Annotated in this window: 22 protein-coding genes; 13 read left to right on the top strand and 9 right to left on the bottom strand. The window is 74.2% G+C overall.

The genetic code is table 11. The features are described from left to right. Positions 1–41 precede the first annotated feature (41 nt). Positions 42–1,454, bottom strand: coding sequence for a PP2C family protein-serine/threonine phosphatase (locus ACQY0Z_RS24705; RefSeq protein ID WP_189899110.1), 1,413 nt, complete (start codon positions 1,452–1,454; stop codon positions 42–44). A 210-nt stretch (positions 1,455–1,664) separates the two neighbouring features. Further along, positions 1,665–2,159, bottom strand: coding sequence for a hypothetical protein (locus ACQY0Z_RS24710; protein ID WP_439812819.1), 495 nt, complete (start codon positions 2,157–2,159; stop codon positions 1,665–1,667). A 108-nt stretch (positions 2,160–2,267) separates the two neighbouring features. On the opposite strand from ACQY0Z_RS24710, the gene ACQY0Z_RS24715 reads away from it, so the two are divergent. Beyond that, a complete protein-coding gene (locus ACQY0Z_RS24715) occupies positions 2,268–2,801 on the top strand; it encodes a 2'-5' RNA ligase family protein (RefSeq protein ID WP_381726550.1) in 534 nt (177 codons plus the stop codon). A 124-nt stretch (positions 2,802–2,925) separates the two neighbouring features. Further along, positions 2,926–3,456, top strand: a complete 531-nt coding sequence (locus ACQY0Z_RS24720) for a hypothetical protein (RefSeq protein ID WP_206310435.1) — start codon at positions 2,926–2,928, stop codon at positions 3,454–3,456. 14 nt (positions 3,457–3,470) lie between these two features. Here the strand turns inward: ACQY0Z_RS24720 and rho are convergent, their stop codons facing one another. Beyond that, on the bottom strand, positions 3,471–4,625 hold the full coding sequence (gene rho / locus ACQY0Z_RS24725) for a transcription termination factor Rho (RefSeq protein WP_439813377.1): 1,155 nt from the start codon (positions 4,623–4,625) through the stop codon (positions 3,471–3,473). 343 nt (positions 4,626–4,968) lie between these two features. Then, the gene (gene mmuM / locus ACQY0Z_RS24730) at positions 4,969–5,883 is read right to left on the bottom strand and encodes a homocysteine S-methyltransferase (RefSeq protein ID WP_381730015.1); all 915 of its coding nucleotides are present in this window, start codon (positions 5,881–5,883) and stop codon (positions 4,969–4,971) included. Between the two features lie 96 nt (positions 5,884–5,979). Between mmuM and ACQY0Z_RS24735 the strand changes: the two genes are divergently transcribed. From ACQY0Z_RS24735 to ACQY0Z_RS24745, 3 genes are all read left to right on the top strand, one after another. After that, positions 5,980–8,655, top strand: a complete 2,676-nt coding sequence (locus tag ACQY0Z_RS24735; protein WP_439812820.1) for a LuxR C-terminal-related transcriptional regulator — start codon at positions 5,980–5,982, stop codon at positions 8,653–8,655. Positions 8,656–9,101: 446 nt separating this feature from the next. Then, the gene (locus ACQY0Z_RS24740) at positions 9,102–9,665 is read left to right on the top strand and encodes a hypothetical protein (protein WP_347225470.1); all 564 of its coding nucleotides are present in this window, start codon (positions 9,102–9,104) and stop codon (positions 9,663–9,665) included. A 123-nt stretch (positions 9,666–9,788) separates the two neighbouring features. Then, the gene (locus tag ACQY0Z_RS24745) at positions 9,789–9,986 is read left to right on the top strand and encodes a hypothetical protein (protein WP_019523349.1); all 198 of its coding nucleotides are present in this window, start codon (positions 9,789–9,791) and stop codon (positions 9,984–9,986) included. 25 nt (positions 9,987–10,011) lie between these two features. Here ACQY0Z_RS24745 and ACQY0Z_RS24750 read toward each other — a convergent pair whose 3' ends face one another. After that, complete coding sequence (locus tag ACQY0Z_RS24750) at positions 10,012–11,427, bottom strand: DUF2252 domain-containing protein (protein ID WP_347225471.1); 1,416 nt, start codon at positions 11,425–11,427, stop codon at positions 10,012–10,014. A gap of 181 nt (positions 11,428–11,608) precedes the next feature. Between ACQY0Z_RS24750 and ACQY0Z_RS24755 the strand changes: the two genes are divergently transcribed. The 4 genes from ACQY0Z_RS24755 (at position 11,609) to ACQY0Z_RS24770 (ending at position 14,343) form a co-directional block, all read left to right on the top strand. Next, positions 11,609–12,043 carry an SHOCT domain-containing protein gene (locus ACQY0Z_RS24755; RefSeq protein WP_254588616.1) on the top strand — a complete coding sequence of 145 codons (435 nt, stop codon included), beginning with the start codon at positions 11,609–11,611 and terminating at the stop codon, positions 12,041–12,043. Between the two features lie 80 nt (positions 12,044–12,123). Further along, positions 12,124–12,546, top strand: coding sequence for a DUF7144 family membrane protein (locus tag ACQY0Z_RS24760; protein WP_189899102.1), 423 nt, complete (start codon positions 12,124–12,126; stop codon positions 12,544–12,546). Between the two features lie 129 nt (positions 12,547–12,675). Beyond that, positions 12,676–13,503, top strand: coding sequence for a class II glutamine amidotransferase (locus tag ACQY0Z_RS24765; RefSeq protein WP_439812821.1), 828 nt, complete (start codon positions 12,676–12,678; stop codon positions 13,501–13,503). 60 nt (positions 13,504–13,563) lie between these two features. Next, positions 13,564–14,343, top strand: coding sequence for an isocitrate lyase/PEP mutase family protein (locus ACQY0Z_RS24770; RefSeq protein WP_347225472.1), 780 nt, complete (start codon positions 13,564–13,566; stop codon positions 14,341–14,343). A 12-nt stretch (positions 14,344–14,355) separates the two neighbouring features. On the opposite strand, the gene ACQY0Z_RS24775 is transcribed toward ACQY0Z_RS24770, so the two are convergent. Next, positions 14,356–14,934, bottom strand: coding sequence for a WHG domain-containing protein (locus ACQY0Z_RS24775; protein ID WP_189899318.1), 579 nt, complete (start codon positions 14,932–14,934; stop codon positions 14,356–14,358). A gap of 262 nt (positions 14,935–15,196) precedes the next feature. Between ACQY0Z_RS24775 and ACQY0Z_RS24780 the strand changes: the two genes are divergently transcribed. Further along, positions 15,197–16,906 (top strand): PHP domain-containing protein, encoded by a 1,710-nt coding sequence (locus ACQY0Z_RS24780; protein WP_347225473.1) that lies wholly within the window; start codon positions 15,197–15,199, stop codon positions 16,904–16,906. 47 nt (positions 16,907–16,953) lie between these two features. Here the strand turns inward: ACQY0Z_RS24780 and ACQY0Z_RS24785 are convergent, their stop codons facing one another. After that, positions 16,954–18,207 (bottom strand): FAD-binding protein, encoded by a 1,254-nt coding sequence (locus ACQY0Z_RS24785; protein WP_254588143.1) that lies wholly within the window; start codon positions 18,205–18,207, stop codon positions 16,954–16,956. Between the two features lie 155 nt (positions 18,208–18,362). Here ACQY0Z_RS24785 and ACQY0Z_RS24790 point away from each other — a divergent pair, with 155 nt between their 5' ends. Further along, a complete protein-coding gene (locus tag ACQY0Z_RS24790; RefSeq protein WP_019523340.1) occupies positions 18,363–19,685 on the top strand; it encodes a radical SAM protein in 1,323 nt (440 codons plus the stop codon). 239 nt (positions 19,686–19,924) lie between these two features. Further along, entirely contained in the window at positions 19,925–21,436 is a 1,512-nt protein-coding gene (locus tag ACQY0Z_RS24795) for a cellulose binding domain-containing protein (RefSeq protein WP_439812822.1), read from the top strand. Positions 21,437–21,766: 330 nt separating this feature from the next. Here ACQY0Z_RS24795 and ACQY0Z_RS24800 read toward each other — a convergent pair whose 3' ends face one another. Both ACQY0Z_RS24800 and ACQY0Z_RS24805 read right to left on the bottom strand, forming a co-directional pair. Next, complete coding sequence (locus ACQY0Z_RS24800; RefSeq protein WP_347225475.1) at positions 21,767–22,888, bottom strand: hypothetical protein; 1,122 nt, start codon at positions 22,886–22,888, stop codon at positions 21,767–21,769. Between the two features lie 129 nt (positions 22,889–23,017). Continuing rightward, complete coding sequence (locus tag ACQY0Z_RS24805; protein WP_189899090.1) at positions 23,018–23,596, bottom strand: TetR/AcrR family transcriptional regulator; 579 nt, start codon at positions 23,594–23,596, stop codon at positions 23,018–23,020. Positions 23,597–23,692: 96 nt separating this feature from the next. Here ACQY0Z_RS24805 and ACQY0Z_RS24810 point away from each other — a divergent pair, with 96 nt between their 5' ends. Beyond that, complete coding sequence (locus ACQY0Z_RS24810; RefSeq protein ID WP_189899089.1) at positions 23,693–24,145, top strand: DUF1772 domain-containing protein; 453 nt, start codon at positions 23,693–23,695, stop codon at positions 24,143–24,145. Positions 24,146–24,159: the final 14 nt, after the last annotated feature.

Genomic DNA, 24,159 nt, shown 5'->3' on the forward strand with positions numbered 1-24,159 from the left:
GGGCGGCCGGGTCCCTCGGAGGGGCACTCAGGGGTGGCCGCTCAGGCGGCCGGGTCCCCCGGAGGCCCCGGCTCCGGGCAGCGCGTACTGGCCGGGATCCGCAGCGCGAGCAGCGCCATGTCGTCCTGGCCGTCGCTCGGGTGGTGGTCCGCCAGCACCCGCACGAACTCCGTCAGCGGCCGTTCCGCGTGGGTGGCCGCGAGGCCGGCGAGGGCGGTCAGGCCCTCGTCGATCGAGTGCGCGTGGTGCTCGACCAGCCCGTCGGTGAAGAAGAGCAGGATCGACCCGGCGGGCAGCTCGTGCGTGTGGTCGGGCCGTTCCATGCCGGTGCTCACCCCGAGCGGCAGGCCCGGCTCGGCGTCCAGGTACACCGTCTCCAGATCGGGGGTGATCAGCAGCGGCGGGAAGTGCCCGGCGGTGCTCCAGCGCAGCCCCCAGCCGGTCTCGTACGGCTCGATCCGGGCCAGGCAGACCGTGGTGACAGGGACGTCCGCGGTGGCCTGCAGGGTGCGGTCCAGCTGCACGAGGACCTCGCTGGGCGGCGTGCGGCGGTCGTAGAGGAGGGCGCGCAGCATGCTGTGGATACGGGCCATGGCGGCGGCCGCGTCCAGGTCGTGGCCGCCGACGTCCCCGATGACCACGCCGACCGTGTCGTCGGGCAGCACCATCGCGTCGTACCAGTCGCCGCCGAGCCGGCTGGGCCGGCTGGCCGGCCGGTACACGGTGGCCGCCTCGAAGGGGCTCAGGTCGGGGAGGGCGGGCAGCAGCAGACGCTGGAAACGCTCGGCGCTCTCCCGCACCTGCCCGAACAGGCGGGCGTTCTCGATGGCGATGCCGGCCGCGCCGGCCAGGGCGACGACGACGTCCTCGTCCTCCCGGTCGAACGGCCGGCCGTCCTCACGCTCCGAGAGGTACAGGTCGCCGTAGATCTCCCCGCGGACGCTGATGGCCACGCCGAGGAGCGTCCGCATCGGGGGATGGCCGGGCGGGAACCCGGCGGAGGAGGGATGCGCGGGGATGTTCTCGACGCGCAGCGGCTCCGGATCATGGATCAGCAGCCCCAGCACCCCGCGGCCGTGCGGGAAGGGCACCCCGGACAGCACGGCGCGCTCCTCCTCGCTGAGGCCCGCGGTGATGAACTCCTTCAGGTACTCGCCCGACTCGTGGAGCACGCCCAGTGCGCCGTAGCGGGCGCCGACCAGGTCCATCGCGGTGGTGACGATGCGCCGCAGCACGGCGGAGAGGTCCAGCTCGCCGCTGATGGCGAGGACGGCGTCGAGCAGCCCCTGCAGCCGGTCCTTGGCGTCGGTCAGAGCCCGCAGCTGGGTGCCGATCCGTTCCAGCTCGCTGTCGAGGTGGAGCTTGAGGTCGGCGACCTGGGAAGGCTGCGGGGCGGGGCCGGGCCCTTCCCGCCCGCTCTCGTCCCGGCCGTCCTGCTCGCTCAACGCGCCCACCCCGGCGACGCCCCGGCGGCAGCCGCACGCCGTCCGCGACGGCTCCGCCCGTCCAGCCCTCCACCCGAGGGGTACACCCGGCCTCCCGACACGCCCGTGATCGAACAACACCACAGCATGGCATGGACAAAGCGGGCATTTCCCCTATTGGTGCGCCATCGGTATGCCGCTGCGCCGGCCGCTCCTGGGTGTGCTGTCCGGACAGCACACCTAGGCCGGGGCGATGCGGATTACGGCGGTCTTGCCGTTGACCTCGACGACGGTGAGGCGCATGACGTCGTTGAGGGTCGCCGCGGGCCCCGTGCCGCAGCGGAGCCGCACGCCTCCGCCGCCCTGCGAGGTGACGCTGCCGCCCCCGGAGCATCCGGCGATGCTGTAGCCCGACCCGTGGAGCGGCGCGACCATCTCGACGTCGTCCCCGCCGACCGCGGTCACCTCGATCGGCCCGAGCCCGTACGACGCCGGAACCTCGAGGACGTCCCCGACGCCGACGGTGACCTCGCAGGTGCCGTCGGCGCAGGGGCCGGTGGGGGAGGGGGAGGGCGTGGGCGTGCCGGACGCGGATGTGGACGCGGAGGCGTCACGCCCGCTCGCCGAGGGGTTCTTGCCGCCACCGCCCCCGCCCCCGGAGGAACAGGAGGCGAGGCAGAGGACGGCCGCGGCGACGGCGGTGAGGGCGAGGGACGTTGTCGATGTGCGCACCATGCCCGCCATTGAACGTGCGGACGGGCGTGACGACGCGGACGTTGACCCACCCGCAACGCGGTGTTCGACGTGAAGGGGGGCGCACCGGGGCACACGTAGGCTTTGGCGGTGCGCACGGTGGAACTGTTGTTGGACGAGGTGGCGGATGCGGCGGTACGGGAGGCCTGGCGGCGGCTCGCGGACGCCGGGCTGCCGAGTCAGGCACGCCACCGCTCACCGACCAACAGCCCGCATCTCACCCTGGCCGCCTGCCCGGAGCTGACGGCCCCGATCCGCTGGGAACTGGCCGAGGTGGCGGACGTGTTGCCCCTGCCGGTGCGTTTCGCCGGCCTGATCCGCTTCGAGCGGCCCACGTCCGTCCTGGCCTGGTCGCTGGCGCCGGACGCCGCGTTGGCCGAGCTGCACCGGAAGGTGTGGGACGCGGTGACCTCGGACAACCGTCCCGAGACGCTGAACCCGTTCCACGCGCCGGGCGACTGGAGCCCCCACATCACCCTCGGCCGCACCCGCCGCGCCGGCGCCTTCACCAGCCGCCGCATCCCGGAACTGCTCCCCGCACCCCCGCTGTCGGCCCACCTCACGACCTTGAGGAGCTTCGACACGGAGACGGGGACGCTGGAGATTCTGACGCCGGGTGCCTGATGGAGGGGGCGCTCAGGCGTAGCTGAGCGCGTCGACCGGCGGCAGCGGTTCGAGGGCCGCCGCAGGTACATCGCACGTCCGTTCGGCGTAGACTCCCCGTTCCACCTGACGGGAGGTCACCCGAGTGGTCGTCGCACGGATGGTCGCCGGAGCCGGTTCGATGCTGGCGATGCTCAGCCTGTCCGGCTGCGGACTCCTGTGGAGCTGCACCGACACGACCGCGGAGCGTGGTGAGGCGGGTGTGCGGGTGGACATCGTGGACACCGAGGAGCGACCCGTCGGCGTCACCGCCGAGGTGACCGGCTGGCGCAGGGAACCGCATCCGCAGGTGCCGCAGGAAGGTGACCAGATCCACTTCGACTTCCGCTTCGAAGGCGACACGCTGGGAAGCGACCCGGCGGTCGACGCCTGCGCGGTCGACGAGGAACGCGTGGTGCTGGGCTGTCAGACGGTCCACTCGATGACGGACTTCGGCCGAGTGGGCACGTACACCGGTGACGAGTACCTCACGGTCGACCATCCCGAACAGGTCGCCGAGGTCCTGCTGATCCCCGACGACCAGTCGACGCACGACCGACGGACCTGCGAGGACGACATCAAGGACGGCGGCGGGGTGCACCCGCCGGACGAGCCGGAACGGGGGGAGAAGCTGTAACTCGCGGGCGGGCGTCAGCCGTTCCGCAGCGTCGGGCGGACCTGGCGCAGGAACGTCGCGTTGTCCGGGGTCTCCCGCAGTCGCGTCAGCAGCGTCTCCAGGTCGGTCGCCGAGTCGCGGGAGGTCAGGGCGCGGCGCAGGCCCTGCGTGGCCGTCAGTTCCTCCGGGGTGAGGAGGAGTTCCTCGCGGCGGGTGCCCGAGGTGGTGATGTCCACCGCCGGGAACAGGCGACGGGACGCCGACTCGCGGTGCAGGCGCAGCTCCATGTTGCCGGTGCCCTTGAGCTCCTCGAAGAAGAACTCGTCCGCGCGCGACCCCGTGTCCACCAGCGCGGAGGCGAGGATCGTCAGCGAACCGCCCTCCTCCGTCTCGCGGGCGGCGCCGAAGAACCGCTTCGGGCCGGTCAGCGCACCGGCGTCCACCCCACCGCTGAGGGTGCGGCCGCCGGGGCCCGCCGCGTTGTTGTACGCCCTGCACAGCCGCGTCAGCGAGTCCAGCAGGACCACCACGTCCTCACCGGCCTCCGCGAGCCGCTTGGCCCGCTCCACGACCAGCTCGGCGAGCGCGATGTGCTGCTTGGCGGGACGGTCGAACGTCGACGAGTACACCTCGCCCCGCACCGAGCGCCGCATGTCGGTGACCTCTTCGGGGCGCTCGTCGAGCAGCACCACCATCAGCCGGCACTCGGGGTGGTTCCCCGCGACGGCCGCCGCGAGCTGTTGGATGAGCACCGTCTTGCCGGTCTTGGGCGGCGCCACGAGCAGTCCGCGCTGCCCCTTGCCCACCGGCGCCAGCAGGTCGACGACCCGGCCCGCGAGTCCGGACGCCCGGTGTTCGAGGCGCAGCCGGCGGTGAGGGTGGACCGGGGTCAGGTCGCGGAAGTGGGGACGGTTCGCGAGCGAGGCGGGCGTACGGCCGTCGACGCGGGCGATGTCGGTGAGCGCCCGGCGGTCGCCGAGGGCGCCTTCCACCAGGTCGCCCTTGCGCAGGCCGTGCCGGCGCACCAGGGCGGCGGAGACGACGGGGTCGGACGACCCGGCCACGAGGCCGGCGCCGCGCAGGTACCCCTTCCCGGTCGCGTCGACGTCGAGGACACCGGTGACGGTGACGTTCCGCGGCTGCTGGGGGTCCGAGGCCGAACGGCCCGAGGCCGGGCGGTCTGCCGTCATCCTGCCCGAGGTCTGACGGGCGGGACGGTCGAGTGCTGTGGTCATGTGGACGGTCCTTTCGAAGGACGGAAAGAAGAAAAGAAGAAGAGCGAGAAGGGGGAACCGCGGTCTTCGGGGAGGGCGTGTTCGCGCCTCACAGCGGTGGGAACCTCACTGCGGTCGCCGTGCGACCGCGTGGGAAAGCCGTACGCGGGCGATGCGAAGAGCCGACGTGACGGCTGAGAGACGCCGAAGCGAAGAAGGTTTCGGCGGTCGAGATCGGCCCGGCGCCCGACGGGGCGCTGCACGGCACTCATGGCACCGTACCACGGTGCCGCTCCGGGGCAAGGGACCGGCGGACGCCCTACGACCCGCGCAGCGTCCGCGCGACCGACGCGATCGCCTGCGGACCCACCCGGCAGCACCCCCCGATCAGCCGCGCCCCCGCGTCCCGCCAGCCGGTCACCCGGGACGCCGAGAACGTGGGCTCGCCGGTCCAGGCGCGGGCCCGCGCGTCCCACTGTTCGCCGCTGTTCGGGTACACCACGACCGGCTTGCCCGTCACCCGCGCGGCGACCGCGACCGCGTGGTCCGCGTCCTCCGGAGTGCAGCAGTTGACGCCGACCGCGATCACCTCGTCCGCCCGCGCGGCCAGGGCGAACGCGTCCTCCAGCGGCTGCCCCGCCCGCGTACGGCCGCCGGCCGCCGAGTACGACAGCCAGGCGGGCACCCCCAGCCCGCGCACCGCGCGCAGCAGCGCCTCGGCCTCGTCCGTGTCGGGGATCGTCTCCAGCGCGAGGACGTCCGGGGCGGCGGACGTCAGCGCCTCCAGCCTCGGACGGTGGAACCGCTCCAGCTCCGCCACGGTCAGCCCGTAGCGGCCCCGGTACTCGGAGCCGTCCGCGAGCATCGCGCCGTACGGGCCGACGGAGGCCGCCACCCAGCGCGGGCGCCGCGCGTCCGGGGCGCGCCCGGCCGCCGTACGGGCGCACTCCACGCTCAGCGCCAGCAGCTCCGCCGCCCGCTTCCGGCCGATGCCGCGCCGCGCGAACCCCTCGAACGTCGCCTGGTAGCTCGCCGTGATCGCCACGTCAGCGCCCGCCTCGAAGTACGCGAGGTGCGCCGCCGTGATCGCCTCCGGCCCGTCCGCGAGGAGCCGCGCCGACCACAGCGCGTCGCTCAGGTCGTGACCGGCCGCCGCGAGCTGGTTGGACATGCCGCCGTCCAGGACGACCGGGCCGTCCGCCAGGGCCGCGGCGAGGGGCTCCGTGGTGCTCATACCGTGACGCTAACCGAGGCCCGGCCCCGGCGCGCCCCCCGGCCCGGCTGCTGGGATGCTGGAAGCAAGCGCGGCCCGACAGGGGCGGTGAGTGCCGTGACAACCGCACACCAGGGCGACGACCGCCCGGCCGGCGACCACCACGACCCGCGGAGCGGGCCGTACGACCCGCACGGCGACCCGTTCCTCCGCACCCGCTTCGCCGTTCCCGCGCAGCCGGACACGTTCCTGCGCAGGGAGCGGCTGGCCGGGCACCTCGACGGCGCCCTGCGCACCCCCCTGACCATGGTGAACGGCTGCGCCGGCGCGGGGAAGACGCTGCTCGTCGCGGACTGGGTGGCCGGGCACCCCGAGCTGCCCGTGGCCTGGCTCACCACCGACACCGACGGGCAGGGCGCCGGGATGTTCTGGGCGTACCTCCTCCAGGCGCTGCGCACCTCGGGAGTGCCGCTGCCCGGTGACATCGCCGCCCCCGCCGACGCGAACCGGGTGGGCGACGCCCTGCCCGCCCGGCTCGCCGCCCTGCTCAGCGGGCGGGACCGGCCGGTGATCCTGGTCCTTGACGAGTTCGACCGGGTCACCGCCCCGGAGATCGCCGCCCAGCTCGACTTCCTGCTGCGCCACTCCGCGCCCGGCCTGCGGCTGGTCCTCGTCACCCGCACCGAGCCGCTGCTGCCCCTGCACCGCTACCGCGCCGCGGGGGAGCTGACCGAGATCCGCGACGCGGAGCTCGCCTTCACGCCCGGCGAGGCGGCCCTGCTGATGGAGGCGCACAGCCTGCGGCTGTCCCCGGCCGCCGTGCGCGGGATCGTCGAGCGGACCCGGGGGTGGGCCGCCGGACTGCGGCTGTGCGCGCTCGCGGCGGAGGAGGCGCCGGACCCGGAACTCTGCCTGAAGGAGTTCGAGGCCGACCGCAGCGCCGTCGCCGACTTCCTGCTGGCCGAGGTGCTCAGACGGCAGGACGCCGGGACGCAGGAGCTGCTGCTGCGGGTCAGCGTCCTCGACCGGTTCGGCCCGCGGCTGGCCAACGCGGTCACCGGACGCGCGGACGCCGAGGCCGTACTGGCCCGGCTGCACCGCGGCAACGCCTTCGTCCAGCACGTCGGCCACGGCGTGTACCGGCTGCACCCCCTGTTCGCGGAGATCCTCCGCGCCCACCTGCGGATGCGCCGGCCGGGACTGGAACCGGAGCTGCACCGGCGGGCCGCCGTCTGCCTCCGTGGGGCCGGGGCCCTCCCGGCGGCGCTCGGGCACGGCGCCGCCGCCGACGACTGGGAGTTCACCGCCTCCGCCCTCGTCGACGACCTCGCCCTCGGCCAGTTCTTCACCGGGCCCCGCGCCGACATCCTCGCCGCGCTGTTCTCCCGCATGGGGCCGCGGGGCGGCGACGGACCCGCGCCGGAACTCGTACGCGCCGCCGCCCGGCTCTCCCGCGGCGACCTCGCCGCGGGCGCCGCCCGGCTGCGGCGGGCACGGCAGCGGACGGAGCGGTACGACGCCACCGCGGGCGAGGCGGACACGGCCGCTCTCCGGATGGGCTGCGCCCTCCTCGACGCCCTCGTCGCCCGGCTGTCCGGCGCGCCCGGCCGTGCGGAGGACGCCGTACGCGAGGCCGAGGCGCTGCGTGACCTCCTCCCCGCCGAACTGCTCGACCGGCACCCGGAGTTCTTCGCCCTGCTCCTGGACCACCTGGGGTCCGCCCGGCTGTGGGCCGGGGACTTCACGGGGGCGCGCGCGGCCCTGACACGGGCGGCGGCGACCGGGCCCGGTGCGCCGGTCACCGCCCTGCCCCGTGAGGACGCGCTGGCGCGGCTCGCCCTCCTCGACGTCCTGCACGGCTGGCCGGACCGCGCCGAACGCACGGCAGGCGAGGCCCTCGCCGAGACGGAACGGTCCGGGATCGCCCGGCCCGCCTCCTCCGGAGTGGAACGCCTCGTCCTCGCCGCCGTGGCCGTGGAACGCGAGGAACTGGGGCAGGCGCGGGCGCTGCTCGACACGGCGGGCGAGTCGCACCCCGCGCTGCGGGACCCCGTCCTCGCAGCCGGGCGCGCCCTCGTCGCCGCACGCCTGCACCTGGCGCGCGGCGAGCCCCGCGCGGCGTGGAAGGCGGTCGAGCCCGGGGTGCCGGCCGACGCCGTCTCGCCGTGGGCCAGGGGCGAGACGGCCCTGGTCGCGGCGGCCGCCGACCTCGCCGAGGGCCGCCCGCAGGACGCCGCCGCGCTGCTGCCCGAGGTGCCCGCCGACCAGCCGGCCTGCGCGGTGGGCGCGGCACGGGTGCTGCTGGCCGCCGGCCGGCCCGAGGCGGCCGTACGGCTCCTCGACCGGGCGGGCGTCGACGAGCACGCGGGGCCTGCGGTGACCGTACGGGCCGCGCTGGTACGGGCCCGGGCGGCCGACCGCGCCGGGGACGCCACCGCGGCACGCCGCCTCGTCACCCGCGCGGTGACGGAAGCACACCGGGAGGGCCTGGGCCGCCCCCTCGCCGAGGCGGGCTCCTGGATCCGCCCCTACCTGACCCCCACCCCCCGCCACCACCGCCCCACCCCGCCGCGCCCGCCCGGTGGACCACCCCCGCCCGTCGGGGACCTGAGCGGCCGCGAACGGGACGTACTGCGGAGGCTCGCCCTGGCGATGTCCACGGAGGAGATCGCCGCGGACCTGTACGTCTCGGTGAACACGGTGAAGACGCACCTGAAGAACGCCTACCGGAAACTGGCGGTGGGCCGCCGCAGCGAGGCGGTCCGGCGGGCCCGGGAACTGGGCCTGCTGTGAGCAGGCGCCATCTGCTGACGTCCCGCCGGGCCCCGTGGGCCCGGGGCCGCCCCGGGCGGAACCGGACGGGGCGGGCGGGCGGGACACCCGCGCCGGGTACGACGCGGAATCCGCGCTCGGCGGCGGGCGGGGCGTCTGCGCCGCCCGGCGCGAGGGACCGGGCGGCTGAGGCGTCCTCGCCGCCCGCAGGGGGGAACCCGGCGGACGGCGCGGGCGCGCCGAGCCCCGCACGGAGCCCCGCGGGGCCGACGGACCGGGCGCCCACATCGCCCTCGGTAGGCAGCCCGGCGGACGCGGCAGCCGCCGGGACGCCTGCCGCCGGGGACCCGGTGGCGCCGGACGAGGCGCCCGGCCCGCGCGCCGCGGGGGACCCTACGGGGGCTGTGGAGGGCGCGTCCGCGCCAAGCCCCGCACGTGCGGCGGATGAGGAGCCGGCGGCAAGCGCCATGCGGAATCCGGCGGCGACGGCGGGCGGCGCGCCCGTGCCGGCCGCCGTGCGCAACCCCGCGACAGAGGCGGACGAGCCGTCCGCCCCCCGCCGTACCCACGCCGACTACACCGGCGGTGTCTACGGATCCATGCTCGCCGCCTCCGTCATCGTCGGGGCCGGCACGCTCGGGGATTTCCCCCGGCTGGAGCTGATGCTCCTTCTCCTGCTCACCGGCGTGGTGTTCTGGATCGCCCATGTGCACGCCCAGCTGTTCGGGGCGCGGCTGGCGCGGCATCCGCCGGACCGGGCCGTCGTCGGGCGGGTGTGCCGGGAGGAGTGGACGATCGTCAAGGCCGCGGTGCCGCCGGCGGTCGCCGTGGGGGTCGGGCCCGTACTGGGGCTCGATGTGCAGGGCGGGCAGTGGTTCGCGCTGTCCGTCGCCGTGGCGGGGCAGGTGGGCTGGTCCGTGGCCGCGGCCCGGCAGGCGGGCGCGCCGGGGCGGCTGCTGGTGCTGTCGGCGCTGGTCAACCTCGCCCTGGGGCTGGTCATCCTGGCGAGCAAGCTGTGGCTGAAGCACTGACCCCGTCGCACCCCGAGCGGCTCCTCACCTGCCCGGGGTGAGCCGCGAAACCCCCGCGGGCCGGACCATCGGAAGGGTGCGGGCGTGGTTCGTCCGGTTCAGGCACCACCCGGGGAGCGGCTCATGCGCTACGAGATCCGCGTCGAGGGGCAGCTCTCGGAACCGCTGATCCGCATGTTCCCCGAGCTGGACCACGTGACGATGTCCGGGCAGACCCTGCTGTTCGGACAGGTGGTCGACGAGGCGCACCTCTACGGGCTGCTCGCCCGCTGCCAGTCCCTCGGCCTGCGGATCCTGGAGCTGCGCCAGGTGCCGCAGTGAGCCTCCGCCGGGACGCCCAAGACGCCTAGGGATGTCCCTCCGCGCGCACCCGACCGGCCCGCACCGCCTCGCCCAGCGCCGCGACATCGCGTTCGTTGCGGTCGGCGTAGTCCTGCGCGAACGCCGCGAGCGCCCGGTCGAAGCGGTCGCCGCGTCCCAGGTAGGCGGCGACGGCGACCGGGTCGCCGGACCGGGCGTGGGCCCGCGCCAGGCTGGCCCCGCACAGGCGGGCGAACTGCCGCAGCAGGGCGGGATCCATCGTCTCGGGCCGGGCGATGCCCTTCCAGTCGCGCAGCTGCCGTACGTAGAAGTCGCGGGGCCGGCCGTCGAGGCCCGTGGCGTGGGTCCAGCCGAGCAGGATGTCGCTGGTCGTCTGGATCAGCCGCTGCCCCTCCACCACCCGCCGGCCCTGGTTGTCGGGCTCCTCGCCGTCCGTGTACGGGGCGAGCACCGACTCCTGCGCCTCCTTGGCCTGCAGCAGCAGCGGATCGTCGTCGTCCCGGCCGAGCAGCAGCACGATCCAGCACCGGGTGCCGACGCTGCCGACGCCCACCACCTTCCGGGCCACGTCCACCAGCCGGTAGCGGCTCAGCAGATGCCGGCGGTCCGACGCCAGCGACCGCGCGTAACCGTCCAGCACCGCGCGCAAGCCCTTCTCCTCCGCGGATGCGCCGTCCAGCAGGTCCCGCAGCGGGGTGATCAGCGGCGGGTCCGCCGCGATGAGCCGCCCCTCCGGCGTGGCCCGGGTGAGCTTCGCGTACGCCTGGAGGTGGGTGCGGCCGCGCGCCTTGCGGGCCGCCTCGGCCGTACGCCGCCGGCCCTCCGCGGTCAGGGAGGAGGCCGCCAGCTCACGCAGCCGGTCGGCGTCGTCCTGCGCGTACCAGATGTCCAGCGCGCGCATCCCGGCGAACTCCCGCATGCGCAGCCGGTACGCGGCGACGCAGGCCCGTACCGCGTCACTCTGCTCCGCCACGGTGAAGCCGTTCGCCCGCCCGGCGATGGCGAAGCTGGCGGCGAGCCGCTTGACGTCCCATTCGAAGGGGCCGGTATGGGTCTCGTCGAAGTCGTTGATGTCGAAGACGAGGTGCCGTTCGGGGGAGGCCAGCAGCCGGAAGTTCAGCAGATGCGCGTCCCCGCACAGCTGCACGGTCAGCCCGGTGTCCGGGAGCGGCGCGAGGTCCGCCGCCATGATCGCGGCGGCGCCCCGGTAGAAGCGGAACGGCGACTCCAGCATCCGCCCGTAGCGGACCGGCACCAGCTCGGGCAGCCGGGTCGCGGACTGCCGTTCCAGCACGTCCACGGGGTCCGGCCGGCCCCGCGCCGGCGTGAACGCGCCGTGCGACGAGCGGGGCGCGCGCCCCCGCGCCCGCTTGCCGTACGAGGCCCGCGCGGCCGGGGAGGGCAAGTCCGCCCGCGCGTCGAACACGTCCGGTACCGCCATCGCCGTCCTCCCGTCGCGCGCGGATCGCGACTCCACGGCGTCCATCCCACCCCGTGCGCCCCGCCCGCCGGATCACCCGCGCCGGGTGAGGCGACCGGCACGCCGTACGGAACACGCTGAGGTCGGCACGGCGTGACGGCGTGCCGCGGGCGGGCGGACAGGGCCCGCGAGCGAGGAGGAGATGACCGGCATGACGTATCTCGCGTACGACTACCCGCTGCTCAGCGCCCTGCTGACCATGCTGGTGTTCTTCCTGTGGATCATGTGGTTCATCCTGCTCTTCCGGGTCATCGGCGACATCGTCCGCGACGACTCCCTCAGCGGCTGGGGCAAGACGGGCTGGCTGGTCTTCACGATCGTCCTGCCCTTCCTGGGCGTCTTCGTCTACGTGATCGCCCGCGGCAGGAACATGGGCCGCCGTGAGCTGGCCCAGGCCCGCGCCCAGCAGGAGGCGCTCGACAGCTACATCAGGGAGACGGCGAAGGGCACGGGGGAGCCGGCCAGCAGCGTGGACGAACTGGCCCGGCTCTCCGAGATCAAGGCGCGCGGGGACATCTCGGACGACGAGTTCCGCAGGGCCAAGGAACTGGTCCTGAGCGGCCACGGGCCCCACTGACGCACACGACACGGAACCGCACACGACACGGAACCGCACACGACACGGAACCGCACACGACACGGAACCGAGGCACAGCGATGACAGCCACACATCCGACACACGGCGCGCACGCGCCGTCGGCGAAGCGCGAGTGGGCGGGCGGCCTGACCGTCTTCGCCGCCGTCACCCTGATGCTCGTGGGGGTGCTGGACATCTTCCGCGGGATCATGGGCATCGCCGAGGACGACGTCTTCGTGACGACACAGAACTACGTCTTCAAGTTCGACCTGACGGCCTGGGGCTGGACCCACCTCGTGCTCGGCGCGCTCGCGGTGCTCGTCGGCATGGGCCTGGGCCGGGGAGCCCTGTGGGCCCGCGTCTCCGGCGTGGTGATCGCGGGGCTGGTCGTCATCGCGAACTTCCTGTCCCTGCCGTACTACCCGGTCTGGTCCGTGGTGATGATCGCCTTCTCCGGGTTCGTCATCTGGGCGCTGTGCGTGGGCGGCCGCTCCCGCACCTGAGGCGGGACGCGTCCCGTGCGGCGGGACGGGTACCCGGTGGGGCGTGCGGTGTCCCGGGCGGGCGAGGGCCTCACGGCTCACGCCCGCCGGGGCGTCCGCGGGTTCCGTCCCGACCGGAAGGCGGCGGACATGTGCCGTTGGCTCGCTTATTCGGGCACACCGATTCTGCTCGAGAACCTGCTCTACCGGCCGGTCCACTCCCTGATCGACCAGAGCCTGCACGCCCGGATGGGCGTCGAGACCACCAACGGCGACGGGTTCGGCATCGGCTGGTACGTGCCGGACAAGGACAGCCCCGCCGTGGTCAGGGACATCGGCCCGGCCTGGAGCGACCGCAATCTGCGGGAGATCGCCGGCCACGTCGTCTCGCCGCTGTTCTTCGCCCACATCCGCGCCTCCACCGGCACGGCGGTGCAGCAGACCAACTCCCACCCCTTCCGGTACGGCCGCTGGATGTGGATGCACAACGGGGCCATCGAAGGCTTCCCCCTGCTGCGGCGCGACCTCGCCCTCGCCGTCCGCCCGGACCTCTTCCCGTACGTCGAGGGGTCAACGGACTCCGAGATGATGTTCTACCTGGCGCTCACCTTCGGTCTGGAGGACGACCCGCGCGGCGCCGTCGCCCGCATGACCGGCCTGGTCGAGCGCACCGGCCGCGCGCACGGCATCGAGCACCCCATGCAGATGACGGTCGCGGTCACCGACGGCGTACGGCTGTGGTCCTTCCGCTACTCCACCCGGCGGAAGTCGCGGTCCCTCTTCTACAACACCCGGGTCGAGACGCTGAAGTCCCTCCACCCGGACGTGGCGTTCCTGCGCGACATCGCGGACGACGCCCGCCTCATCGTCTCCGAGCCCCTCGGTGACCTGACCGGAGCCTGGAACGAGGTCCCGGAGAGCTCGTACGGGGTGGTGCAGCCGGAGGGGGACGAGATGCACACGTTCAGGTCGGAGTGAGCGCGCCCCGCGCCGACGCTTCGGCGACCGCCGAAGCGTCCCGCCCCTAGCGTGGCCCGTATGACCGACGACCACGCCGCCCGCCCGGCGGAGACCTTCGCCGCGCTCCACCACCAGGACCGGCCGCTGCTGCTGCCCAACGCCTGGGACCACGCCTCCGCGGCCCTCCTCCATGCCCACGGTTTCCCCGCCGTCGGCACGACCAGCCTGGGCGTCGCGGCGGCGGCCGGGCTGCCCGACGGGACCCGGGCCACCCGCGAGGAGACCCTGCGCCTGGCCCGCACGCTCGGCGCGCTGCCGTGTCTGCTCTCCGTCGACGCGGAGGACGGTTTCAGCGACGATCCCGGTGAAGTGGGCGCCTTCGCGGCGGAGTTGCGGGTGCGGGGCGCGGCCGGGATCAACCTGGAGGACGGGCTGGGGCCGGTCGACCGGCACGTGGCGAAGATCCGCGCGGTGCGCGCCGCCGCGCCCGGTCTCTTCGTCAACGCCCGGACGGACACGTACTGGCTCGGGGACGGCGAGGGGACGAGGGAGCGGGTGCTGGCGTACCGGGACGCCGGGGCGGACGGCGTGTTCGTCCCGGGGCTGACCGACCTCGGCACGATCGCCGGTCTGGTACGCGCGCTGGAGGGGTGCCCCCTCAACGTCCTGTACGCGCCGGGCGGCCCGTCCCTCGACCGGCTCGCCGACGTCGGCGTACGGCGCGTCAGCCTCGGCTCGCTGCTGTACCGCCGGGCGCTCGGGGCGGCGCTGGACGCGGTGGTCGCCGTACGGGAGGGGCGGGAGGCGGGGGAGGGCACGGTGCCGTCGTACGGGGAGGTGCAGGAGCTCGCCGGCTGAGGCACCGGTCGGTCAACCTGCCGTTCTCCGGGGCCAGTTCAGCAGCGTCAGGTGCAGCGCGTCGATCATCCGGTCCCAGGACGCCTCCAGATCGCGCGGCGCGCCGAACGCCCCGGCGGACTCCAGGGCGCAGTAACCGTGGAAGGAGCTGCGCAACAGCCGTACGGCGTCGGTGAGATCGGGCTCCTCCAGGCCGTACGCGCGCAGCAGCCCGTAGACGACCTCGGCGGTGCGGCGCATCTCGGGGGAGTCCGTCGCCGTGGCCTCGTCCAGGCGGATCTGGGTGGCGGCGTACCGGCCCGGGTGGGCGAGGGCGTAGCCCCGGTAGGCGCCGGCGAAGGCGGCCAGGGCGTCCTTGCCGGTGCGGCCCTCGACGGCCTCCGCGATCCGGTCGGTCATCTCGCCGCCCGCCAGCAGCGCCATCCGGGTGCGCAGGTCCCGCAGCCCGCGCACATGCGTGTACAGGCTCGCGTCCTTGACGTTGAAACGCCGGGCCAGCGCGGACAGGGTGACGTTCTCGTAGCCGGCCTCGTCGGCGAGGTCGGCGGCGGCCGCGACGAGGCGGTCGGCGGTGAGTCCGGCGCGGGGGATGTGTGCCTCCGGCAGTCGGCGGGCGGGTTTTGGACAGGTGAATGTAGCCGACGCGGGCGGGGTTGCGGGTCGCCCGCCGGTGGGTAGTGGTTGCTGGCGTGGTCCCCGCGCCCTCCTGGAGGGCGCGGGGACCCGCGCGACCGGCCCCCGGACGGCCCGCAGCCGTCGTGTCGGTGGCACGCGCCGGTCACTCCATGGACGACCGTGGTTCACGCGCCGCCCGGATGCTCCACCGCGGTGCGTTCGAGACGAGGAGGCAGTCATGGGGCACGGGCACGGACCGCACGACCATCACCACCACGACCACGGGCCCGGCGCGTCGGCGCCCCTGCCCCCCGCCTTCGACACCTCTGTGCCCGACGAGGCGCTGTCGCCCGAACAGGCGTCCCGCCGCGCCCTGTTACGCCGGGCCGGCCTGCTGGGCGCGGGCCTGGCCGCGGGCACCGTGCTGCCGGGCAACCCGGCCGCGGCCTCACCGCCCGCGGACGCCCGAAGAGCCGACGCCGCGGCCCCGCGCCACGGGTACCTCTGGCTCGCCGGCGACCACCACATCCACACCCACTACAGCAGCGACGGCAAGTACCGCGTCGTCGACCAGGTCCGCCAGGGCGCCCGGCACGGCCTGGACTGGATGGTGATCACCGACCACGGCAGCGCGATCCACGCCAGGATCGGCGTCGAGAACGTCAACCCGGACATCAGACAGGCGCGCGCCGCGTACCGGGACACCCTCGTCTTCCAGGGCCTGGAGTGGAACATCCCGGCCGCCGACCACGGCACCGTGTTCGTCCACCCCGGACGCAACGAGGTCGCCGTGCTCAAGCAGTTCGAGACCGACTACGACGGCATCGTGAAGGGCGCGGGCGACTCCAGCCCCGCCAACGAGGCCCTCGCCGTGGCCGGGATCCAGTTCCTCGCCGAGCAGGTGCGCCGCCGCACGGTGGACGACGCGCTGATGCTCGCCCACCATCCCTCCCGCAAGGGCATCGACTCCCCGCACGAGATCCGTGCCTGGCGCGACGCCACCGGAGCGGACCGGCGGATCGCCGTCGGCTTCGAGGGCGCGCCCGGCCACCAGGCCGCCGGACTGCCCGCCCCGCTCGGCCCGGCCCGCGCCCGCGGCTACTACGACGGCAGCCCCACCGCGAACTCGTTCCCCGGCTACCCCCTGGACAGCTACCGCACCTGGGGCGGCTTCGACTGGATGACCGCCACCGTCGGCGGCCTGTGGGACAGCCTCCTCGCCGAGGGCCGCCCCTGGTGGATCACCGCCAACTCCGACTCCCACCACGTGTACGGCGACACCACCGTCCGCGGCGCCGGCGACTTCCCGGCCAACGGCCGGCACGGCGACCCCGTGTACGCCGGGAAGATCGACACCAAGGCGGTCGACTACTGGCCCGGCCAGTACAGCCGCACCCACGTCGGCGCCAAGAGCTTCTCCTACGCCGCCGTCATGGACGGCATCCGCGCCGGCCGCGTCTGGGTCGACCACGGGCAGCTCGTCGACGGCCTCGACGTCCGCGTCTCCGGCGGCGGCCGCTGGACCACCCTCGGCGGCGCCCTGCACGTCCGCAAGGGCACGAGGGTCACGCTGACCGCCGACGTGGCACTCGCCGCCGACGCCAACTGGGCCGGATTCACGCCCCGGCTGGCCCGCGTGGACGTCATCCAGGGCGACGTCACCGGTCCGGCCGCCGACAAGGACACGTTCACCGCGCCGGCGGCGGCCGTCGTCCGGTCGTACGACGTCGCGGCGTCCGAGGGCACCGTCCGGTTCACCTACGACCTCGGCCCGGTCGACCGCCCGCTGTACGTCCGCCTGCGCGGCACGGACGGCAACCGGTCCGCCGTCGGCGTCATGGGCGCGAAGGTCGACCCGGCGGGCCCCGCCCAGGACGTCTACGGCGACGCCGACCCGTGGCGCGACCTGTGGTTCTACTCGAACCCCGTGTGGGTGCTGCCGGAGTGACGGGGTGAGCGTGGGAGCCTCCCCGGCCCCACGCTCCCCTCGCCCCGTCAGCCGCCCAGCACCCCCCGCACGAACGCGTTCCCGAACACGCCCTCCGGGTCCAGCTCACGCACCAGCGCGCGGAAGTCGTGCAGGCGCGGGTAGCGGGCGTGCAGTTCCGCCGGCGGGATGGTGAAGACCTTGCCCCAGTGGGGGCGCGGCGAGAACGGGGCGAGGGCCTCCTCCAGGCGCCCCACCACCGGCAGCACCGTCGGCGTGTCCTCGATCCAGGTGAAGTGCAGGGCCACCGTGTCACGGCCGTAGGACGGGCTCATCCACTGCTCGTCGGCGGCGACCGTGCGCACCTCGCAGGTCTGGAGCACGGGCGCGATCGTGTCCCGGATGCCGTCCAGCGCGTGCAGCGCGTCCACGGCGGTGCCCCGGGGCAGCAGGTACTCCGACTGGAGCTCCGCGCCGCTGCTCGGGGTGAACTCCGCCCGGAAGTGCGGCAGCCGCTCGTGCCAGGGGCCCGGCGCCCCGAACTGCTCGGTGCAGTTCACGCCGGGCATGCCCGGCACCGGATGCATCTTCTCCGTCGCGGGCGCCGCCCACGGGAAGCCGGCGCGCGGCCGGTCGGTGCGGTGCTTCACCCACACCTGCCGGAAGCCCGGCTCCCGCCAGTCGGTGAACAGGCTGACGCTGTACGCGGCCGACATCACCGCCTCGAACGTGTCCGCGTCCAGCACGTCGAGCGGCAGCTCGGTGTACACCCGCTGCTCCACCTCGTACGCCGGCTCCAGGTGCAGGGTGAGCGCCGTGACCACGCCGAGCGCGCCCAGCGCGGTGACCGCGCCGCCGAACCGCTCGTCGCCGCGCTCCAGGGTGAGCGCGGAGCCGTCCGCCGTGACCAGCTCCACCGCGCGCACCGACGAGGCGAGCGGGCCGTTGCCGACGCCCGAGCCGTGCGTGCCGGTGGCGACCGACCCGGCGACCGAGATGTGGGGGAGCGACGCCATGTTCGCCAGCGCCAGCCCGTGCCGGTGCACCTCGCGGGCCAGCTCCGCGTACCGCACCCCGCCGCCGACCCGTACCGTGCGCGCCTGAGCGTCCACCTCGATCACCGGGGGCAGCGCGGCCAGGGACAGCAGGACGCCGTCCTCGCCCGCGTCGGCGATGTCGTTGAAGGAGTGGCCGCTGCCCAGCACCCGTACCCGCGAGGCGTCGGCGACCAGGGCGCGCAGCGCGTCCGTCGTGTGCGGCCGGTGCAGCTCCTTGGCGGCGTACGTGATGTTGCCCGCCCAGTTGGTCACGCTCTCGGTCATCCCTCGTCCTTCCCGCCTGAGGGCCCGTGACATGGGCCACCTCGGAACCTACCTCGGGAGTGACCGGCGCCATGTGGGGGGACCCGCCGCCCCGGATGCCCGGCCGGGGGCATACCGTGAGGAGTCGTACGTCGGCACCGGGAGGAGAACACGCGATGGGCAGCCGTACCGCGCTGGTCGAGGATCTGATGGAGCGGTTCCCGCACGTTCCGCGCGAGGCCGTCTTCAAGGAGGACCTGCTGCGCGGCGGCGTGGCCTTCGACCCCTCAGCGCTCAGCGACAACGAGGGCGGCGAGGTCAAACCGAAGTCGTACTTCATCTTCTCCTTCGACCACGGCACCCTGCCGGAGCTGGGCGAGGCCGCGCTGCGCCGCCCGCCGGAGGAGATCATCCTCACCGGAGGACCGTACGACCTGCGCCGCACGGTCGTGTCCGTCCGGGTGAACCCGTCGTCCCCGTACCGGGTCGCCGCCGACGAGCACGGCATGCTCGGCCTCTACCTGGACGGCAAGCGGATCTCCGACGTCGGCGTGCCGCCGATGCCGGAGTACTACAAGCACAAGCTGTCCAACGGGAAGTCCGTGATGGAGGTCGCCCCCACCATCCAGTGGGGCTACCTGATCTACCTGACGGTCTTCCGGGTCTGCCAGTACTTCGGCGCCAAGGAGGAGTGCCAGTACTGCGACATCAACCACAACTGGCGCCAGCACAAGGCGGCCGGCCGGCCCTACACCGGCGTCAAGGACGTCGAGGAGGTCCTCGAGGCGCTGGAGATCATCGACAAGTACGACACGGCGAAGGCGTCCACCGCCTACACCCTCACCGGCGGCGCCATCACCAAGACCGTCTCCGGCCGCGACGAGGCCGACTTCTACGGCCACTACGCCAAGGCCATCGAGGAGCGCTTCCCCGGCCGCTGGATCGGCAAGGTCGTCGCCCAGGCGCTGCCCAAGGACGACGTGCAGCGCTTCAAGGACTACGGCGTGCAGATCTACCACCCCAACTACGAGGTGTGGGACGAGTACCTGTTCAAGATGTACTGCCCCGGCAAGGAGCGGTACGTCGGCCGGGACGAGTGGCACCGCCGCATCCTCGACTCCGCGGAGATCTTCGGCGCGCGCAACGTGATCCCCAACTTCGTGGCGGGCGTGGAGATGGCCGAGCCGTTCGGCTTCAAGACCGTCGACGAGGCGATCGCGTCCACCACGGAGGGCCTGCGCTTCTTCATGTCGAAGGGGATCACGCCCCGCTTCACCACCTGGTGCCCCGAGCCGACCACCCCGCTCGGCAAGGCCAACCCGCAGGGCGCGCCGCTGGAGTACCACATCCGGCTGCTTCAGGCGTACCGGCAGACGATGGAGGACTTCGGTCTCGCCTCGCCCCCCGGCTACGGCCCGCCCGGACCCGGCCGCGCGGTGTTCTCCGTCAGCTCCTTCATGGACAGCCTGCCGGCCACGGAGCCCGTCGAAGCCGTCTGAGCGGCCGCCGGGGGCGGTCCGGATGTGACAGAACTGCATACGAAAGGCCGGAACCGAGACGTTCCGGCCTTTCGTGCGTATGGTCCCTGCGAGGGGTCGCGGTATGGCCACACAAAGTGAAGAGAGCGCTTGTCAGTTGTGTCGGAGACGTGCAAAGCTCTCGTCCACTGCCGCGAGGTTCCCTTCAACTCCACCCGCCGGTATGGCGAGTTGACCTCGCTCGTGGATGCAGGAGTCTCATGCCCGACCTGCCGAGCCCTCAGGACGCCACCGAGGCGGCCCTGTTCTCCGAATGCTGGGACGCGGTGCTCTCCTACGCCGACCTGTGCACGGCGGGTTCGAGCGCCGCCGCGGAACTGGCCCGCGAGGCCTTCGCCGAGGGCATACGGGAACTGCGCGCCGCCGAGTCGGGAAGCATGCGCGGGACCGGCCGCCGCTCCTCCCGGCTGCCCCGCATCCCCCTGCTGCTGACGGCCGTGCGCACCACGGCCGCCGCCTGGGAGAAGGGCGGGCAGGGCCACAAGCTCGACCCCGAGCTGCGTCTGTGGCTCCACTCGGACGAGGCCGCCCGCTACACCGGGCCGCCCCTCGAACGCCCCATCGCCCTGCGGGGGTTGCGCGACCTCCAGCAGGCGGACGCCGAACTGCTGTGGCTGGCCGAGGCGGAGGCGCTCCCGCTGCCCCTGGTGGCCCGCCGCCTGGGCCTCGACCCCGCCACCACGGCCGACGAACTCGCCCAGGTCAGCCGCCTGTTCCGGGACCGCTGTCACCGCAACCACCTCGACTCCCCGATGGACGCCGAGTGCCGCAGCTACGCCCGCCTGCTCGACGCCGTCACCCGCTCGCCCGTCGCGGACACCCCCGAGGACCTGTCCCGGCACCTCGCCACCTGCCGCCAGTGCGCGGAGGCCGCCGCCTGCCTGCGGCTGAACACCGGCACCCTGCCCGGCGCGCTGGCCGGCGGCGTCATCGGCTGGGGCGGCCTCGCCTACCTGGAGCGCCGCCGCCGCGCCGCCGAGGCACGGCTGGGCGCGGGAAACCCGGACGGGCCCGACGCGGACCACGACGACCCGGCGGGCGCACGGAGCCGCAAGGCGCGGGTCGCCCGGCACGGGCCGATGGCCGCGGCGGTCGTCGTCTCGCTGCTGGCGCTCGCGGTGTCGCTGATGCCGTTCGGGGACGGCGGGGACACGGGGACGGCGGCGTCCGACAACGACCGCGGCGGCCCGGTCGCCGCGCCCGCGCCGTCGCTCCCGCCGGTGGGCACGGCGCCGTCCGGCTCCGCCGGCCCGGACCCGTCCTCGCCCTCGCCCCCCAGCGCCGCGCCGAGCCGCACCGCGCGGCCCTCCCGCACGGCGGACCCGGCCCCCGAGCCCGACCCGGAGCCCCAGGGCACGTCCTCGGGCGCCGCGGAGACCCCGGGCGCCGACTCGCCGGCCCCGTGCCGGGTCGACTACGACGTGCTCAACCAGTGGCCGGACGGCTACCAGGCCGCCGTCACGGTGACGACCCGCCACACCCTCGACGGCTGGCGCGTCGCCTTCACCGTCCCCGAGGACCACCGCGTCACCCACATGTGGGACGCGTCGGCGCACCAGACGGGGGGCCGGGTGACGGCCACGGCGGCCGACTACAACGCCCACGTCGAGGCGGGCGCCCGCCTCTCCTTCGGCTTCCTGACGGCCCGCCGGGGCACGAACACACGGGCGTACGACTTCACCCTGAACGGGCGGGCGTGCGAGGTGGCGTGAGGAGCCGCGTCCGCGGGCAGTCGTGCGGCTGGGGCGACGGGGCAGGGTGGGCGCGGGCGGCACCCTTCCGACGAGCCTCGGCTTCAGTGCCGTACCCGCGGCTCATGGGGTGCCTCGCACGGTCGTACGCCGGGTGCGGCCCGTCGGGGGCTGGCCGCGCAGTTCCCCGCGCCCCTGGAGGCGCGCAGCCTGCGGGTATCGCTCCCGCTGGGGCGGTGGGTCACCTCCCGCTCGGGCGAAGCCGAGAGTGGGGGAGGGCGGGCGCGGGCGGCGCCCCGTCGGCGTCGGGCCGCGCGAACACCCCCCGGGCTGCTGCGGCTCCCTGTCGGGTCAACGTTCGTGGTCCTCACGCTCGTCCCGGACCATTCGCAACCGCTCCTGCTCCCGCTTGGAGTACGCGGCCGCCCGGATCGCCTCGTCGCTCTCCAGACTCGACCCCAGCGCCCCGCCCACCGTGGCGACCGACGCGACGAACCAGGCCAGCGTCCAGTACTGGCCGCCGTCCAGCGGGGTCCGGGTCACGGACGTGTACACGCGGTCGTTGAGGATGAACAACGCCCACAGCAGGTTGACGACCACGAGGCCGGCGTAGCAGACCAGCACCCCGAGCCCCAGGGTCACGACCGTCGAGGCGTTGTACAGGGCGTCCCTCTGTCGCGCCTCCGGCGAGGCGTCAGCCGTCCTGTGCCACAGCCCCGCGTCCACGATCAGCCACCCGACCATGAGCGCGATGGACCCGACGGTCGCGATGACGAGCCGCGGCGTGCTCAGGGTCCCGGCGAGGCTCCAGACGGTGGCGTTCACGGTCGCGATGGCCCCCGTGGCGAGCGCGGTCGCCAGGGCTTTCGACAGGCCGGGCACCAGTCGCCACGGCCGGTTGGCGCGCACCATGCCGAGGAGGAGCCGCAGGTAGCCGCGCGGCCCGGTGACCACGTACCGGAGGTCGACCGCCTCGTCGTCGTCGGCCCGGCTCCGGCGGATGGGCGCGAGACGGCCGACGAACGTCAGCAGCGGCTCACGCCGAGGGGTTCCGCCCGCCCCGGCGACCTGCGCGTGCGTCAGGTTGAGCACGGCGTCCTCGACCGCGCGCCGGGCCCTCCGCTGGAAACCCAGCCCCCCGAGGGAGGGGAGGGACAGCACCGCCATGCCGTGTTCATGGTCGAGATCCACGGCGAGCTTGCGCCCGTGCGCGTGCAGCGGAAGGTCGGTGAGGGCCACGACGACGTCCCAGTCCTCCTCACGCCCGCGCTCCAGGATCCGGCGCCGCAGGGTGGCCGGGTCCTCGGCCCCGGCGGTGAAGGGCTCACTGACCACGTGGACGTCGAACTCCCGCCCGTCGCCCGCCCTTTCGGAGAGCCGTTCGGGCAGTTTCCGGGCCACGCGGTGGGCGATCTCCGTCGGCGCGTCCGGATCCGCGAGGAGGGCTACGGTGGTGACGGCCTGGGACGACATCCGTATCACTGGCCCCTTCGCATGGGCTGGCCTGGCGCATTCCGTGCCCATCATGTGCCCCGGGGGCGATGCGCGCGCCCCGTGACACGCGGCCCGGACGCATACCCAGCCGCCCGGACGCCTCCCCGGTCAGACGACGGCCAGCCGCCCCGCCAGCAGTTCCACCCGCGCCTCCGCGTCCCCCGCCGGCAACCGCCCCGCCCGCGTCAGCGTGGCCAGCCCGTGCAGCGACGCCCAGAACACCTCCGTGAACAACCCCGGATCGACCCCCTCCCCGGCCACGTCCCGCAATGTCTCCAGCAACGCCGCGAACCCGTCCTTCAACGCCTCGGGCGTGTCCTCCGCCGCGAACGCCAGCCCGCCGTCCAACTGGAACATCGCGTCGTATACGGCGGGATTCCGCTCGGCGAAGTCCAGATACGCCCGGGCCAGCGCGGTGACCCGTCCCCGCGCCCCCTCCGTCGACGCGGACGCGGCCCGCAGCTCCGCCGCCAGTTCGGCGGCCCCTTCCAGGGCCACCGCGCCGATGATCTCCCGCTTCCCCCGGAAGTGGCTGTACAGCACGGGCTGGCTGTACTCGATCCGCTCGGCGAGCCGCCGGGTCGTGACCGCGTCCCACCCCTGCTCCTCGGCGAGTTCCCGCGCCGTGGCCACGATGAGCCGCTCCCGCTCCGCCCGCTCACGCTGCTTGCGTTCCTGTACCGACATGGCCAGATGCTAGCACTGCTAGACAATCGAGCGCCGACAGGTCTAGCGTTGAACCATCTTCTAGCAACGCTAGATTCAGAGATCCAGGGGGATCACATGCTCGGCACACTCGAAGTGGCCACCGTCGTCGTCGTCGGCCTGATGGTCGGCGTGGAGTTCTCGGTCGCCTTCGTCCTGAACCGCGTCATCGACGCACTCCCCGAGGACAGCGCCCAGCAGGCCCACGCCCACGGCGGCCGCATGCTCGGCGCGGTGATGCCGGTCTGGTACGTCGGCTCGCTCGTCCTCGTCGCCGTATGGGCCGTCGCGGGACGGAACGACTCCGACCCCGGCACCGGACTCCTCGTCACCGCCGCCGCGCTGCTCGTCCTCAGCGTGATCATGTCGCTGCTGCTGCTCGTCCCGATCAACAACCGCAACAAGACCTGGACGCCCGGGAACCGCCCCGCCGACTGGCGCCAGCAGCTCGACCGCTGGGCCCGCTACCACTACGGCCGCCTCGCCCTGATCGCCGCGGCCTTCGCCCTGCTTGCCGTGGCCCGAGGCTGAACCGAGGCAAGCGG

It is taken from the genome of Streptomyces sp. P9-2, assembly GCF_051903975.1.
GTDB classification, from domain to species: Bacteria; Actinomycetota; Actinomycetes; order Streptomycetales; family Streptomycetaceae; genus Streptomyces; species Streptomyces cellulosae.